Genomic DNA, 15,178 nt, shown 5'->3' on the forward strand with positions numbered 1-15,178 from the left:
CTACTCCCCTGCTCTCTGTTTATCTTTTTCGATAGATTAAGAAATAACTCGTTAGTGCGCCCACAGCTCCACCGATGAGCATGCCAGCAATATAACCAAATATGGAATTATCTGAAGCAAATCCAAACCACCCAAACCCTAGAACACCGAAGACAATGACCATAATCTGAATCGGTCTATCCATATTTGAGTAAAGGAAGAAGCGGCCATTTCTTTCAATTGGATGTTTTATAAAGCTAATTAAGCCAATTAGATAGAACAGAACCATCATGACAATAGGTATAATGAATTCTTCACCCGTGAACCAATAAGGATAATCGGGTTGGAAAGGGTGCGTTGTAATATAAGTAATTGGAGACATAGGCACTAACAAATACGTGAAGCTCTTATCTACCCAACTACCACTTGTCTTGATGATAATATCTAAATGAAGAAGCGGTAATCCGATCACTAAAAAGGGTAAAGTAGCTGTGCTAAACCCAACAATTGCTTGTGAAATGGAACTTCCAGTTAAAGTACCCGCTGCAAAAAATAAACTATAAAACATCAAGGAGGTGACAAGCGAAATGACATAACCGTTATGAAAACCAGATGTTTCCAACGGATTAAGTCCTAAAATAAGTAAATAGGTAAGAATAAAAGAAACGGCATGAACGACTGCAATGATTCCAGCACCTAAGAAAAACTTTGTGTGATAAATTGCACTTCTGCTAAACGGTAAAGATAAGGTAAAGTCCATGTGCCCTTTATTTCTCTCAAATCCCAGCTGAATGACAGCAAAGAAGAGCCCCATTAACCAAGAAAGGGAGAGGAAAGCATCTGTATTAAAGAAATATGAAAAACGCGGTGAATCGACAATACACTCTGTATCGTTTAGACACGTTTGAAAAGAAGAATATTCCATTAAGAATGCGAAGGGTGTCGCAAGCGTAGCAACGAGCATCACTAAAATGAATGTCAGCTCAGACTGCTTCCACTCCTTATATAATAATTGCCGCTTTACCATCTGCGTTTCCCTCCAAACTTCGCAATGAATACTTCTTCTAAATTCACAGGCAGTTCATGCCATACTTTTGGCTTTAGTGACTTCAAGTACTCTTTAGCCTCCACGTCGGTTTTAAGAACAAGCGCTGTATAGAAAACGCCCGCTTGATCCAAAATCGCAACGCCATTTTTACGAATACTTAAGTTCATATCTTCTTCAAAGGCCATTTGGATTTTGACATAGTCATCCTTTAATTCATCTAAATCCATGACACTTGTGAGTTCATTTCCTTCTAAAAATCCGATTCGATTACACATACGCTCAATGTCTTCTAAACGGTGAGATGTAATGAGAATCGATGTTTCACGTTCTGCCACTTCGTCGATCATGAGCTGAAGCACATCATTTCTTGTCACAGCGTCGATTCCATCAGTCGGCTCATCCAATAAAATGACCGCTGGTTTGATCGCAAAGCTTAAAATGAGCGACAGCTGTTTCTTTAATCCTGTCGACAATTCACGATATTTCACTTTTTCCGGGATCTCATACCGGTTCACAAGCTCATTGGCATATGTCACGTCAAACTTTGGATACAGTTGTTTTAAAAGCTTTACAAGCTGTCCATAATTGTACCTGTCAAAGTAAGGATTTACGACCGGCATATATACAATATTTTGCTTGACTAGCGGGTGGTCTTTCACCAGCACGTCTTTGAAATAAATCTCTCCTTCATCCGGAAGAAGAATTTGCTGTATCAATCGGAGAAGCGTTGTTTTTCCAGAGCCATTCCGCCCTAACAGACCGAAGATCTCACCTTTTCCTATTTTGAAGGAAACGTCACTGAGGACTTGGCGTCCATTTAAAGTTTTTGATACATTTCTGACCTCAATCAACTTGTTTTCCTCCTTTAAGACTTGAGCCGATCTCTTCTAGCCATTCCTTCAGTTGATGAATATCAATACCGGCATAATGAGCTTCTATGATGAGTTGTCTTAACTGTTCTTTCATCTCGAGCACCTTCCCTTCATTCAGCTTTAACTGAGCACCTTCTGTTACATACGTACCACGGCCTCTTAGCGTTTCAATAATCCCTTCCCGTTCAAGTTCTTTATACGCTTTGCTGACGGTGTTTGGGTTGGCAATAATAATGGTGGCGAGCTCTCTGACAGAGGGCAGTTTGTCACCTGGCTTCATCACGCCTTTTAAACATAAAATTTTGAGCTGCTCAATGATTTGTTCATATATTGGCGCAGCGCTTCTTGGATCTATTTGGATCATGATGGCTCCCTCTTTCCTCATTCATGCTTTTGCAGTCCTATCGCTTGTTCATGTCCTTGCATTAAAGGGACCGAATTGGGTATCAAATCTTTTTGAACTTCAAAACCAATGAAAACGAGAACGAAAAAAAATGTACATGCTAACGCAACAGCCAGCACCATCCACTTCAAATTGATTGGCTTTTTTTCTTTTTTCATGGTTGAACACCTTTCTTCACTTTTTAAGTGTCTGTAGTGTATTAGTTGATGTAGTACACTTAATACAATATAGACACTTAATTGAAAAGTCAAGAGACTCTAGAAAAAAATAGGCTGTTTTCGTAAAGATTGTTGCTCTCTTGATTATACTGTTAAAAGGTTGTTACAGTGGGCATTCGGGAGGCGTTTAAGTATGTGGGAAAATGTTTATGAAGAGTTCAGCAATTTAACCAAATCAGAGCAATTAGCCTTGTTTAACGTAATGAAACAAGACTTGTTTCCAGACGAACCAGATAAAATGACAAAACTACTTAAAAGCATTCGTGAAGCCAGATTTGCTTCTGGTTTATGGTTGTACCCAAAATTGCTGAACGCCTTAAAATACACATTTCCGCCGCATTTTATTGGAGACATAAAATCTTGAACGCATCAGGCAGTTTCGGATTTAATCAACTTTAAGGTATCGTTGAAAGTGATGAAACTTTCTTTCGTGAGTCTATGAAGGGGCGAGAAATCACCCATAGAAAAGCCAAAAAGCGTGGAGAAAAGGACGAAAAGAGAGGTATTTCTAACCTTAAAATGCTGTTGTCGTAGCACAAGACCGTAATGGAAGTGTAATTGCAAGGCAGGAACAGATCGTGTTAAAGCAGAAGGGTGAGTATATTCACCCTTCTGCTTTGCTATGCACTGAAACAGCAACAAATTATAAAAAGTTCGCAAAGATAACAGGATTACAACATGAACAGTCAATGAGCGTCAAAAACAGCGTGTAAAGAAGTGGATTTACCACATTTAACACGTTAATAATTTTTCATAATCGCCTGTAAAAGTGGATGGAGCGTTCTCAAGGAGTTGCAACAAAATATTTGGACAACTACCTCTACTGGTTCCGATGGCTTGATAAGGAAAAGAATTTAGCATTTGAAAAACGAGTAGAGCAAAGGCTTGTTTTAGCGTGTCAAAAATCTAATTATAGTACAGTTGAGATGTTGAGAAGTGCAATAATAAAAGACCCCAATATTAAGGTCTCTACAAGGTTTTAATTAGATACTATTACTTGGTTTTTGGACTTGCTTTTGAACAGGATTAGCACCCACCATACTAATAAAAATATATAGCCTATAACTGTATAGATAGACCAAACTGCCCCCTGTTGCAATTGACTAAATAAGTGTTCAAATTCATTCATTCCTTCTACTCTACCAATGCTATTTATCAGGCTAATAATCGGAATTGTAACAGTAAATACAATGGTTAGAATGGACAATCCCCTATGTTTATTTTTCACAACACTGAATATTGCAGTTCCAAATGTTGCTAAGAAAAACAAGTAATATAATGCCCAAAACCAATTAGGAAGGGTCTCCAACATTTTTTCTACCCCCTTGATTAAAGATATTTGCAATTTCTTTATATAACATATTTTAACAGAGTAAAAACCAATTACAAATATATATCCAAAAACAACAATCTTTGCGAAAACATCCAAAAAATAAAACAGACCCTTTAAGAAGGATCTGTTCATCAAACATTATCGTAAGAAATTCCTAATATCATTTGGTTTTGCAAGCTCTGAATTTGAACACGCGCCCTGTCTAACCGTTCTCTTTGCTGGTCATTGGCGACATCTTTTAATTTTTCTAATTCGTTGACCGTATTCTCAAGCATGAGCTGTGCTTTAGAAAATTCTTCCTCATTATAATGTTCCTGTCGTGAGCTCAAATCAAATTGCTCACTTGCAAACTCAAGGGTTTCAGTACTTTTTTGGATAAATTCATCGATCGACTGCCTTGTTGCCATCTTACATTCCCTCCATTTCATCATCGCTCCCGCCTATTTTGCCCATGTAAAGCTTTTTCACTAAAGAAAATGTTGGACAGATTCAATTGTCCTCCTTCGTGATTTTTGTTAAACTTTAAGGATGCCTATTATTACGCAAGGAGGTTACTGACTTGGATCAGCATAACCCTTTTTTATATTCAAACAGCGAAAAACGTTATCACACATGGAACTACCATTTGCGTGAACACTTTGGTCATAAAGTATTTAAAGTAGCCTTAGACGGCGGCTTTGACTGCCCAAACCGTGATGGTACCGTAGCCCACGGCGGCTGTACATTTTGCAGTGCCGCTGGTTCTGGTGATTTTGCAGGAAACCGGGCTGATGATCTCATCACTCAATTTAATGAGATCAAAGACCGGATGCATACAAAATGGAAAGACGGAAAATACATGGCGTATTTTCAGGCGTATACAAACACACACGCGCCGCTTCCTGTCCTAAAAGAAAAATATGAAACCGTCATGAACCTGGATGGTGTCGTAGGTCTATCCATTGCAACAAGACCTGACTGTCTGCCGGATGACGTAGTGGAGTATTTAGCCGAATTAAACGAACGCACTTACCTATGGGTAGAGCTCGGTCTTCAAACGGTACACGAACGGACAGCGATGCTCATTAACCGTGCTCATGATTATGAATGCTACGTTGAAGGTGTAGAAAAGCTGAGAAAACACGGAATTCGTGTCTGCTCGCATATTATCAACGGATTGCCTCTTGAAAACCGGGACATGATGATGGAAACAGCAAAAGCTGTTGCGGATTTAGATGTGCAAGGAATTAAAATTCATTTGCTTCACCTTTTAAAAGGGACCCCAATGGTCAAGCAATATGAAAAAGGAAAGCTTGAGTTTTTAAGCCAGGAGGAATATGTTCAGCTTGTTTGTGATCAGCTGGAGATTCTTCCGCCAGAAATGATTATTCATCGTATTACAGGAGACGGCCCAATTGAATTAATGGTTGGTCCAATGTGGAGTGTAAATAAGTGGGAAGTACTAAATGCCATTAATGCTGAGCTTGAAAGACGTAACAGCTACCAAGGGAAACGTTTCGTCAGATTGGAAGAAGCAGCAAAATGATTTTGAAACGCATGCTTCCTTTTAGTAAAGAGCTGTTAGAACGCGCGTGTCAAAAAGGCGACATCGTCATAGATGCAACAATGGGAAACGGCCACGATACACTCTATTTAGCTGACCTTGTAGGAACTGATGGTCAAGTGTTTGCATTCGACGTGCAAGAGGAAGCCTTGCAGCAGACAAGCAAAAGGCTTGGCGATCAATATCCTTACGTTCACCTGATCCATGATGGACATGAAAAACTGGCGGATCATCTGCCGAAGGATGTTTATGGACATATATCTGGTGCAGTGTTTAACCTTGGGTATCTGCCCGGAGGCGATAAAGCCGTTACCACTCAGGCGCATACAACCATTGAAGCGATTAAACAACTCCTCGAATGGCTCAAACCCGGAGGACTGATCGTCCTTGTGATCTACCATGGACATCCCGAAGGTAAAAGAGAAAAAGAAGTGCTTCTCGACTATTGCAGATCACTGTCTCATGAAGAAGTACAAGTTTTATCATATCAATACATGAATATTCAAAACGACCCGCCTTTTGTGGTCGCCATTGAAAAAAGCTAAAATGATGTGCATTTTAGCTTTTTTCTTTTCAACATGATAGAAAACCTTTGCAGACCTGACACCGAACGCGATGGTTTGTCTACACGCTGAAGCTCAAATCTAATGGATTTGAGCTTTTTTATGATGATTTCATCCAAGGCATTTTCTGATAGGTCCGATAGGCTCTTCCGTTAATATAGAAAAAGAACGATGTTTTCCCGCTTGATTTGATCAGCCTTTTTGCCAGCTTGTTCATCTCTTTTTGGGCTGTCACTTTTTCATCGGACAAATAGACCGCCAGTAATCCTCTGTTAATCAATTTGTGAAAGTTCTCATGCGGAATGCCTTTCAGCTGCTCATCCGCTTTTTCGATAAAATGCTGTAGTCTATCCATCATCTCATGATGAGAATCGTAGTATGAGCAAAAGTTCAGATCTCCCCCAAGCCGGTCCTCTTCTTGATCAATTAAATAATCGAGTAATATGTGCAGACCTTGAATATAAGGGAAATAGCTTTCGTAAATTTGCTTCGCCTGCTTTTCTGTAAAATCGGGCTGCAGCGCATACGCCACAAGACAGAATATCCCTAACGTTGATCCCGCACAAGCTGAAAACTCATACCATTCCATCTTCGGCAAATCTTTTTCATATTGGCGGAACCACGACTCTAGCCTTGGCACTCGCTCATGAGGAACAACGTGCTTATGTACTTGCAGATCACTATAGTAATCACACAGCGTATGTAAATATGGCTGAATGATTGGATAATGCTCAACGCGCGTAAGCACGTCTTGACATGTGCGGACAAGCGCATGTAAGTATCCATGATCCTCTTGATCCTCACGGAATTGATAGTATGGCTTGAGCTCAGCATGAATATCAAGCGCATCTCTCATCGCTTGATGCAGCATATGAAAATCCTTTGGATCAAGTGACGTGCTGCGGTCACATAGGTTATCTAAGTAATCACTGATGGTTTGATATGCCACGATGAATTCAATACACGTTTCTTTCTCTTCACCTGCTAGAAGAGATAAAATACCTCCGCCTTCACAGTGAAACGTTTTACTAGATATGCTCGCTAGTGCCTGCGTTCTCAGTTCTTCATTTTCAATCATTTCTGCATGAGCCCGCCACTTTTTCAGCTCCTGATGAACAAGCGGAAAAATATCTTTATACACCTTTGTCATCAGTGCAAAAGGACGCTCTGGTACTGACAAATCACTCCACCCCCAACTTAAAGCTCGCAATCAAATATATTGATCGGTAAAGGCTCTTGCCGCCTTAAATACATCTTCTCTTTCCGGTTCATTAAAAATTTCGTGATACAGCTCTTCCCATTCACGGTATGATTTATTGGTTGATTCTATGCCATTGAACCATTTGATCACCCTTGTTTTATCGACGATCTTATCATCACCCGCCTGCATTAAAAGGAGCGGGATCGATTTAAAGACATTCGTCGGCTGCATCGCCGCATCGATATTTTTGATCAGCTCTCGATACCAGCGAACCGACACCTTTGTCACGTAAAGAGAATCATTCGAGTCTGCCTCAATGACCGCTTGATTTCGTGTCGCTAGTTCAATCGACAGCCCTGACTCCACTTTAAAAGACGGTGCCAGCACATTTAGACCTTTTGACGCAAAATCCATCAGCTTCTTCGGTTTAAATTGCAGACCTAAACAAGGTGATGATAAAATAAGGCCATTCAACTTCGTATGGGTATACTGCTTCATCCACTCAATTGAAATGAGTCCACCCATACTGTGTCCAAGTAAAAATGTAGGAAGCCTGAATGATTTCGCATGTTCGATCCATTCATCGACTGTATCAATGTATTCTTGAAACGAACGAATGTGGCCTCGCGCACGTGTCGATGTGCCTTGCCCAGGCAAGTCACCCATGACGACGTGATAGCCTGCATTCCGCCACATTTCAATTAACCATTTATATCGGCCGTGATATTCACTCGCACCATGTACTATCACAATTGTACCAACTGGTCTTTCAGCATGCCAAGTCCACAAAGTAAACACCCCACAAATGTTGTATTAAGAAAGGAAGTCGAAAAAGTGATTTATCCATATCATCAGTTTACACCTGAGATTCATGAATCGGTCTTTGTCGCAGATAACGCCACCATTACCGGTGATGTCATAATTGGAGAATGTTCGAGCGTGTGGTTCCAAACTGTCATCAGAGGCGATGTCGCACCTGTGAGAATTGGAAAGAACGTCAACATTCAAGATTTATCGTGCCTGCATCAAAGTCCTGGAAAAACACTTCTTATTGAAGATGGTGCTACCATTGGACACCAAGTCACATTACATAGCTCAATCATTCGAAAAAATGCCCTCATTGGCATGGGGTCCATCATTCTCGATGGTGCGGAGATCGGCGAAGGCGCCTTTATCGGTGCAGGAAGTCTTGTCCCTCAAGGAAAGGTCATCCCAAAAGGATCACTCGCTTTTGGCCGTCCAGCCAAAGTCGTTCGGCTCTTAACAGATGAAGATATTCAAGACATGGACCGAATCCGCAGAGAATATGTAGAAAAAGGACAATACTATCGTTCCCTTTTATCTCGTTAACATCATACGTGTATCTTCACTTTATCATGTTTTTTTCAGGATATTAAGCAATAACTATGAACCGCTTGTTATTTTACCCTTTTCCACCGCTTTCTATCATGACAAAAAAGGTTTTCAGCACAAAGCTGAAAACCTTTTTTCATTAACTGAAGATGACTTCTTTTGGTTGATGATTCAATTGCTCTGGATCAATACTGCGCTCCACATAAATGCTGTGCCAAATCATAAAGATCAGAACGGTCCAAATCTTACGGCTATGATCTGCCTTACCAGCACAATGTTCATTTAATAAATCAAGCACATACGCTTTGTTAATATATTCGTCCGTTTGACTGTTTTTAATGATGTCTTTCGCCCAAGCGTTCATCTCATTTTTCAGCCAATGACGAATTGGAACAGGGAAGCCCAGCTTCTTGCGGTTTAACACGTGATCAGGCACAATGCCTTCTGCTGCTTTACGCAATAAATATTTCGTTGTGCCATCTTTTGTTTTCAGCTCTTCTGGAATTTTAGAAGCCGCTTCAAATACGACCTTATCAAGGAATGGAACACGAAGCTCAAGAGAATTCGCCATTGTCATCTTATCTGCTTTCAATAAGATGTCACCGCGCATCCACGTATGAATATCAACATATTGCATTTTGTTAATATCACTGTAGCCTGCACTTTCCTCGAAGTATGTCTTCGTCACATCACGATATGTAATGTTCGGATCATACTGCTTTAAGAGATTTTTCTTTACTGGCTCTTCAAAGATTTTCGCATTACCGATATAACGCTCCTCTAATGGTGTACAGCCGCGGACGATAAAGCTTTTTCCTTTCATTCCTTCTGGCATTAAGCGCGCCAGACGAAGAAGAAGCTTTTTCAGCATAGATGGAACAGATTCAAATGGTTTAAGAGAAAGCGGCTCACGGTAAATATTATATCCACCGAACAGCTCGTCTGCTCCCTCACCAGAAAGAACAACCGTCACTTGTTTCTTCGCTTCCTTTGCCACGAAGTACAATGGAATCGCCGCCGGATCAGCTAAAGGATCATCTAAATGCCAAACAATTTTTGGAAGCTCATTCATATATTCCTCAGGAGAAATCACAGCGCTGAAGTTTTGTAAGCCCAGCTTATCAGCCGTTTCCTTCGCCACATCAACTTCACTAAAGCCATCCTGCTGGAAACCAACAGAAAACGTCTTCAGCTCAGGATGAAATTCCTTTGCGACAGATACGATGAAAGAAGAATCGATACCACCTGATAGGAATGAACCAACAGGAACATCACTTCTCATGTGAATTTTCACAGAATCATAGATTGCATCGCGGACTTCTTCAATCAGCTTTTGTTCTTGTGTTTGTTCAGGCTTGAATTGAACTTTCCAGTAAGTCTTAAATTCAATCTCCTGTCCTGGGCGTAAAGTAAACTGATGACCAGGCTCAACTTTGTGCACCTTTTGATCAAGTGTATTTGGCTCAGGTACGAACTGGAATGACATGTATTGCTGTAAGGATGTCTCATCAAATAAAATGTTCTCGTTCACTGCCATCAAGCTTTTGCGTTCAGACGCAAAGTACACTTGCTCATCCATTTGTGTAAAATAAAGCGGTTTGATGCCAAAAGGATCTCTTGCGCCATATAATAATTGCGCTTCTTTATCCCAAATTAAAAATGCAAACATGCCGCGAAGCTTTGAAGCCGCTTCTTCTTTATAATGACGGTATGTGGCAAGAAGTACTTCCGTATCTGAATCTGTGCTGAATGAATAGCCTTTTTTCACAAGCTCTTCCTTCAGCTCCACATAGTTATAAATTTCTCCGTTGAAAATAATCCAGTACTTTTCATCTTCATAAGAAAGCGGCTGCTTTCCGTGCTCAACATCTATAATACTTAAACGTCTAAATCCAAATCCTACATGCTCATCATGAAAGTAACCCTCATCATCCGGACCGCGATGAACGATGAGACGATTCATTTGTTTAATTAGCTCTTCCTGTTCAGTAGTTTCGGACAATGGACGGTGATTAAATACACCAACAAACCCACACATATTATTGCCTCCACGTTATGTTATTTCTTAAAAGTAGACCTATAATTAGACAGTATTTTGTCCGATTTTGTTTCACATTTTTTCGCTTTTTGCAGATTTTTTTTTAATCAAAAGGAAAACCGCTTAAAATAAGCGGTTTTCTATGTTGTTATTGTCCCAATGCTTCTTTACGAAGTGTTTCGGCTTTATCCGTTTTTTCCCACGGAAGATCTAAGTCGTGACGGCCGAAATGTCCGTATGCAGCTGTTTGTTTGTAGATCGGACGGCGCAGGTCAAGCATTTTAATAATGCCAGCTGGACGAAGATCAAAGTTTGCACGAACCACTTCAATTAATTTTTCTTCAGAAGCTTTTCCTGTTCCGAATGTATCAATTGAAATCGATACAGGCTGTGCAACACCAATTGCATAAGCAAGCTGTACTTCACAAGAATCTGCAAGGCCGGCAGCTACGATGTTTTTCGCTACGTAACGAGCAGCATAAGCCGCAGAACGGTCAACCTTCGTTGCATCCTTACCTGAGAAAGCACCGCCGCCATGACGAGCATATCCGCCATACGTATCAACGATGATTTTACGTCCAGTTAAACCAGCATCCCCTTGAGGTCCACCGATCACGAAACGGCCAGTTGGGTTAATAAAGTATTTTGTCTGTTCATCAATCAGTTCACTTGGAACGACAGGGCTGATGACATGCTCTTTTAAGTCACTTTGGATTTGTTCAAGCGTCACTTCTGGTGCATGCTGCGTAGAAATAACCACTGTGTCAATACGAACTGGTTTGTTTTGCTCATCATATTCAACTGTGACTTGTGTTTTTCCGTCTGGACGAAGGTATGCAAGTGTCTCATTCTTACGTACTTCTGTTAAACGGCGAGATAATTTATGCGCTAGGGAAATCGGCAGCGGCATGAGCTCTTCGGTTTCGTTGTTGGCAAAACCAAACATCAATCCTTGGTCACCTGCACCAATCGCATCAATTTCTTCTTCAGTCATTGTTCCTTCACGTGCTTCAAGCGCTTTGTCAACACCTTGCGCAATATCAGCAGACTGTTCATCAATTGATGTAAGGACCGCACATGTTTCCGCATCAAAACCATATTTCGCACGTGTGTAGCCAATTTCCTTAATTGTGTCACGCACCGTCTTTGGAATATCGACATAAGTAGACGTTGTAATTTCACCGCTTACTAATACGAGACCGGTTGTAACAGAAGTTTCACAGGCAACACGTGCATTTGGATCTTTCTTTAAAATTTCATCCAAAATGCTGTCTGAAATTTGATCACAGATTTTATCCGGATGTCCTTCTGTCACTGATTCTGAAGTAAATAAACGACGATTTTGACTCATAATGGCTATTTCCTCCTGTACAAGACCACATCATCCCAAGATGAGGCCTCCAATATGATACGGAACTCGTTCCCTCTTATATTTAATAACGTTTATATTAGAGATGTTATTGGCAATTTGTTCATATGATATCCCAAAAATAAAAAAACCATTTCCTTCATTGCGAGGAAAGGGTCTGAGATCGCATGCCTTTCACTCTTATCGCTCAAGGTGTTCTTGTACCTTGCATCAGGTTAGCACCTTGGTTTCTCAGCATGTTCATGCCTTTTTCATAAGAAACCGGTTGCTGGGCTTCATCGGGCCTGTCCCTCCACCAACTCGGGATAAGAGTATCCGTTCAATAAGATATCTTATCTTAAACCCTTGCGTCATGTCAATGCTTCATAAGAATTATCTCCCTCTTTTTTCTCCTCATCATTAGCATCACCAAAAAGCATATTTTCATAGCAGAAATGAAAAAACACACACAAAAATTTTTAAATAGTATAGACTATTATTATTAATGTGTTATACTAATCGAAACAAACAAATTCAACGGTAAAGGAAGGGTTTTTTTATGAACTCAGTGGATTTAAAAGAAGATTTGCAGTCATTGCTCTCATTAGAAAATACGCACCAAAATTTATCTGTTCCGAAACTTGTTGAAAAGATTTTGGCACGTAATGAAGGCGTTTTAACATCAACAGGAGCTGTCCGCGCGACAACTGGAGCCTACACAGGACGTTCACCTAAAGATAAATTTATCGTCAAAGAAGAAAGCTCTGAGCATAAAATCGATTGGGGTCAAGTCAACCAGCCGATCTCCAAAGAAGCATTTGACCGTTTATATACAAAGGTTGTGTCATACTTAAAAGAACGTGATGAACTATTCGTCTTTGAAGGGTTTGCAGGCGCTGATGAAAGATATCGTATGCCGATTACAGTTGTAAACGAATTCGCATGGCACAATCTTTTTGCCAAGCAGCTATTTATCAGACCTGACGGGTCAACACCTTCTTCAAACGAAAAACCTTTCACCATCTTATCTGCACCGCACTTCAAAGCAGATCCTGCAACAGATGGCACAAACTCTGAAACGTTTATCATCGTTTCTTTTGAAAAACGCACGATTCTTATCGGTGGAACAGAATATGCAGGAGAAATGAAAAAGTCCATTTTCTCTGTGATGAACTACTTGCTTCCTGAGCAAGATATTTTATCCATGCACTGCTCAGCAAACGTAGGTCAAGAAGGCGATGTAGCCTTATTCTTTGGACTTTCAGGTACTGGGAAAACGACGCTTTCTGCAAGCGCAAGCCGCAAGCTGATCGGAGACGATGAACACGGCTGGTCTGGCACAGGGGTCTTTAATATCGAGGGCGGATGCTATGCGAAATGTGTGAACTTAAGTGAAGAAAAAGAACCACAGATCTACAAAGCGATCAGCTTCGGATCAGTTCTTGAAAACGTTGTGCTTGATGAAGAAACACGTGAAGCGGATTACGATGATACATTCTTTACTGAAAATACACGCGCTGCTTACCCAATCGAAATGATTGATAACATCGTGAAACCAAGTATCGCAGGACATCCATCTGCCATTGTCTTCTTAACAGCTGATGCGTTTGGCGTCTTACCTCCAATCAGCCGTTTAACAAAAGAACAGGCAATGTACCATTTCTTGAGCGGGTACACAAGTAAATTAGCGGGAACTGAGCGCGGTGTCACATCACCAGAAACGACATTCTCTACGTGCTTCGGTTCACCATTCCTCCCGCTTCCAGCTCACGTCTATGCTGAAATGCTCGGCAAAAAGATCGATGAGCACGGTGCTAAAGTATTCCTTGTGAATACAGGCTGGACTGGCGGAGGCTATGGCACAGGCAAACGAATGAATCTCGCTCATACAAGAGCAATGGTTCAGGCAGCGATTGAAGGTGACCTTGACAATGCTGAAATGATTACTGATGACATCTTCGGATTACACATCCCGCTTCATATTCCTGGTGTACCAGATGAAGTGCTTCAACCTGCTAAAACATGGGATGACCAAAAGGCTTATCAAGAAAAAGCACACTTCCTTGCCAATGAATTTAAAAAGAACTTCCAAAAATTCAGCCACGCGGCAAGTGACATTGAAGCCAAAGGCGGACCACTCGTATAACCAAATGAAAAAAGCTGAGGAGATTCAATCCCTCAGCTTTTTAGTTTGTTGAATGCAATGACACAAGACGGTACGTCACCTTCGTGACATTGTCTGTCAGCTCCAGCTTTTCAACATGTGCTGTCCCAGTTTTTTCTCCGTCTTTCGTTTTGCGCACCTCAAGTGGAATATTTAACGGATAAATGCGGTATCCATCCTTCATGAGTTCAAATACATTTTCTTCAATTCTTGTCTCTTTTCCCTTTGTGACAATCATTGTATTAAATTCAACAGGCATTCCCATAATGAAAATCCCCCTACTTTCTATATTTCGTTATAATGCTTATTTTAACACATTTCCGCTTTTTCGGCTGTGCATCCATGTGGTCAGCCTTCTCACAATTTCTCGATTATGCTGCGGCGGAAAGTAGTGGTTGTATCCGTGGAAATACCATGTCTCCACGGACTTCCCGTGCTGGCGCAGCGCATCTTCTAACAAATACGCATGCTCAATCGATACATTTTGATCTTCTTCTCCGTGGATGATCAGGACAGGTGCTTCAATTTTATCCACATCATTTAAAGGGGTTCTGTTCTCATATGCCTCTGGCACCTTATGCGGCGGACCACCAATCACACGCTTCATCATCCGTCTCATATCCACACGCTCTTCATAAGTAAGTTTCATGTCACTGACGCCTCCCCATGTGACAAAGGAAGCCGCCTCCTGTTTCATTTCTACAGCGGTCCAGATGCCCATAATACCGCCTCGCGAAAAACCAAAGATATGAATGCGATCCTTCTTCACTTTTTTGTGCTGCTTTAACAGCTGAAAGGCAGCAAAAGCATCTTTTCGATCTTCTCCGGCAAAATCTTCGTTCCCTTCGCCTCCTTGGTTTCCCCGGTAAAAGGGAGCAAAGACGACAAAACCCTGCGCGGCAAATTGCACAATCCGGCCAGGTCTGACCATCCCCACATTTTTAATGCCGCCTCGTAAGTACAAAAAGCCGTCGTAGAGACCTTCTCCGGCCGGCTCAGCGAGCAGCCCTTTCATCCGAAGTCCATCTGCCTCATAGGTCACTGTATATAAGTGAATATGCGGATGGGGCGACGGAAACCTTCTTTTTTCCACAATCACTCGATTTCTCTCCTTT

At 41.1% G+C, this 15,178-nt stretch carries 16 protein-coding genes, 1 pseudogene and 1 riboswitch; of the genes and pseudogenes, 5 read left to right on the forward strand and 12 right to left on the reverse strand.

Going from position 1 to position 15,178, the window contains the following annotated elements:
• Positions 1 to 19: 19 nt before the first annotated feature.
• Genes NST59_RS13865 through NST59_RS13880 form a run of 4 tightly spaced genes read right to left on the reverse strand, consistent with a single transcriptional unit; the run spans position 20 to position 2,460 of the window.
• Positions 20 to 1,006: an ABC transporter permease subunit gene (locus NST59_RS13865; RefSeq protein WP_058838197.1), complete on the reverse strand. Its 987-nt coding sequence runs from the start codon at positions 1,004 to 1,006 to the stop codon at positions 20 to 22.
• Positions 1,000 to 1,878: an ATP-binding cassette domain-containing protein gene (locus NST59_RS13870; protein WP_039180822.1), complete on the reverse strand. Its 879-nt coding sequence runs from the start codon at positions 1,876 to 1,878 to the stop codon at positions 1,000 to 1,002. The genes NST59_RS13865 and NST59_RS13870 overlap by 7 nt, the downstream gene beginning before the upstream one ends.
• Positions 1,871 to 2,263, reverse strand: a complete 393-nt coding sequence (locus NST59_RS13875; protein WP_019743690.1) for a GntR family transcriptional regulator — start codon at positions 2,261 to 2,263, stop codon at positions 1,871 to 1,873. The genes NST59_RS13870 and NST59_RS13875 overlap by 8 nt, the downstream gene beginning before the upstream one ends.
• Positions 2,264 to 2,280: 17 nt before the next feature.
• Positions 2,281 to 2,460 carry a hypothetical protein gene (locus tag NST59_RS13880; RefSeq protein WP_039180825.1) on the reverse strand — a complete coding sequence of 60 codons (180 nt, stop codon included), beginning with the start codon at positions 2,458 to 2,460 and terminating at the stop codon, positions 2,281 to 2,283.
• Positions 2,461 to 2,653: 193 nt separating this feature from the next.
• Between NST59_RS13880 and NST59_RS13885 the strand changes: the two are divergent.
• Positions 2,654 to 3,503: pseudogene (locus NST59_RS13885) on the forward strand (IS1595 family transposase).
• Here the strand turns inward: NST59_RS13885 and NST59_RS13890 are convergent.
• Positions 3,500 to 3,832, reverse strand: a complete 333-nt coding sequence (locus tag NST59_RS13890; protein WP_039183270.1) for a hypothetical protein — start codon at positions 3,830 to 3,832, stop codon at positions 3,500 to 3,502. The pseudogene NST59_RS13885 and the gene NST59_RS13890 sit on opposite strands and share 4 nt — an antisense overlap.
• Positions 3,833 to 3,984: 152 nt before the next feature.
• On the reverse strand, positions 3,985 to 4,260 hold the full coding sequence (locus NST59_RS13895; RefSeq protein WP_039180834.1) for a YtzC family protein: 276 nt from the start codon (positions 4,258 to 4,260) through the stop codon (positions 3,985 to 3,987).
• Positions 4,261 to 4,412: 152 nt separating this feature from the next.
• Between NST59_RS13895 and NST59_RS13900 the strand changes: the two genes are divergently transcribed.
• A complete protein-coding gene (locus NST59_RS13900) occupies positions 4,413 to 5,378 on the forward strand; it encodes a TIGR01212 family radical SAM protein (RefSeq protein ID WP_017358356.1) in 966 nt (321 codons plus the stop codon).
• Positions 5,375 to 5,941 (forward strand): tRNA (mnm(5)s(2)U34)-methyltransferase, encoded by a 567-nt coding sequence (locus NST59_RS13905; RefSeq protein WP_039180837.1) that lies wholly within the window; start codon positions 5,375 to 5,377, stop codon positions 5,939 to 5,941. Before NST59_RS13900 ends, NST59_RS13905 begins: the two co-directional genes overlap by 4 nt.
• A 118-nt stretch (positions 5,942 to 6,059) precedes the next feature.
• Here the strand turns inward: NST59_RS13905 and NST59_RS13910 are convergent, their stop codons facing one another.
• Both NST59_RS13910 and NST59_RS13915 read right to left on the reverse strand, forming a co-directional pair.
• Positions 6,060 to 7,139, reverse strand: a complete 1,080-nt coding sequence (locus NST59_RS13910; RefSeq protein WP_039180839.1) for a tetraprenyl-beta-curcumene synthase family protein — start codon at positions 7,137 to 7,139, stop codon at positions 6,060 to 6,062.
• A 30-nt stretch (positions 7,140 to 7,169) separates the two neighbouring features.
• The gene (locus NST59_RS13915; RefSeq protein ID WP_024424906.1) at positions 7,170 to 7,949 is read right to left on the reverse strand and encodes an alpha/beta hydrolase; all 780 of its coding nucleotides are present in this window, start codon (positions 7,947 to 7,949) and stop codon (positions 7,170 to 7,172) included.
• Between the two features lie 45 nt (positions 7,950 to 7,994).
• On the opposite strand from NST59_RS13915, the gene NST59_RS13920 reads away from it, so the two are divergent.
• A complete protein-coding gene (locus NST59_RS13920) occupies positions 7,995 to 8,510 on the forward strand; it encodes a gamma carbonic anhydrase (protein WP_151284035.1) in 516 nt (171 codons plus the stop codon).
• Positions 8,511 to 8,652: 142 nt separating this feature from the next.
• Here NST59_RS13920 and asnB read toward each other — a convergent pair whose 3' ends face one another.
• Complete coding sequence (gene asnB, locus NST59_RS13925; RefSeq protein WP_039180844.1) at positions 8,653 to 10,551, reverse strand: asparagine synthase (glutamine-hydrolyzing); 1,899 nt, start codon at positions 10,549 to 10,551, stop codon at positions 8,653 to 8,655.
• 148 nt (positions 10,552 to 10,699) lie between these two features.
• The gene (gene metK, locus NST59_RS13930; protein ID WP_039180847.1) at positions 10,700 to 11,902 is read right to left on the reverse strand and encodes a methionine adenosyltransferase; all 1,203 of its coding nucleotides are present in this window, start codon (positions 11,900 to 11,902) and stop codon (positions 10,700 to 10,702) included.
• 195 nt (positions 11,903 to 12,097) lie between these two features.
• A riboswitch (SAM riboswitch) is annotated at positions 12,098 to 12,232 on the reverse strand.
• Between the two features lie 226 nt (positions 12,233 to 12,458).
• Between metK and pckA the strand changes: the two genes are divergently transcribed.
• On the forward strand, positions 12,459 to 14,045 hold the full coding sequence (pckA, locus tag NST59_RS13935; RefSeq protein ID WP_039180849.1) for a phosphoenolpyruvate carboxykinase (ATP): 1,587 nt from the start codon (positions 12,459 to 12,461) through the stop codon (positions 14,043 to 14,045).
• A gap of 40 nt (positions 14,046 to 14,085) precedes the next feature.
• Here the strand turns inward: pckA and NST59_RS13940 are convergent, their stop codons facing one another.
• Together NST59_RS13940 and NST59_RS13945 are read right to left on the reverse strand one after the other, a co-directional pair.
• The gene (locus NST59_RS13940) at positions 14,086 to 14,328 is read right to left on the reverse strand and encodes a DUF2584 domain-containing protein (protein WP_025092385.1); all 243 of its coding nucleotides are present in this window, start codon (positions 14,326 to 14,328) and stop codon (positions 14,086 to 14,088) included.
• Positions 14,329 to 14,367: 39 nt separating this feature from the next.
• Positions 14,368 to 15,162 (reverse strand): alpha/beta hydrolase family protein, encoded by a 795-nt coding sequence (locus tag NST59_RS13945; RefSeq protein ID WP_064497790.1) that lies wholly within the window; start codon positions 15,160 to 15,162, stop codon positions 14,368 to 14,370.
• Between the last annotated feature and the right edge of the window lie 16 nt (positions 15,163 to 15,178).

Origin of the sequence: Bacillus sp. FSL R5-0439, from assembly GCF_038008805.1 — a bacterium.
Lineage (GTDB): Bacteria > Bacillota > Bacilli > Bacillales > Bacillaceae > Bacillus > Bacillus safensis.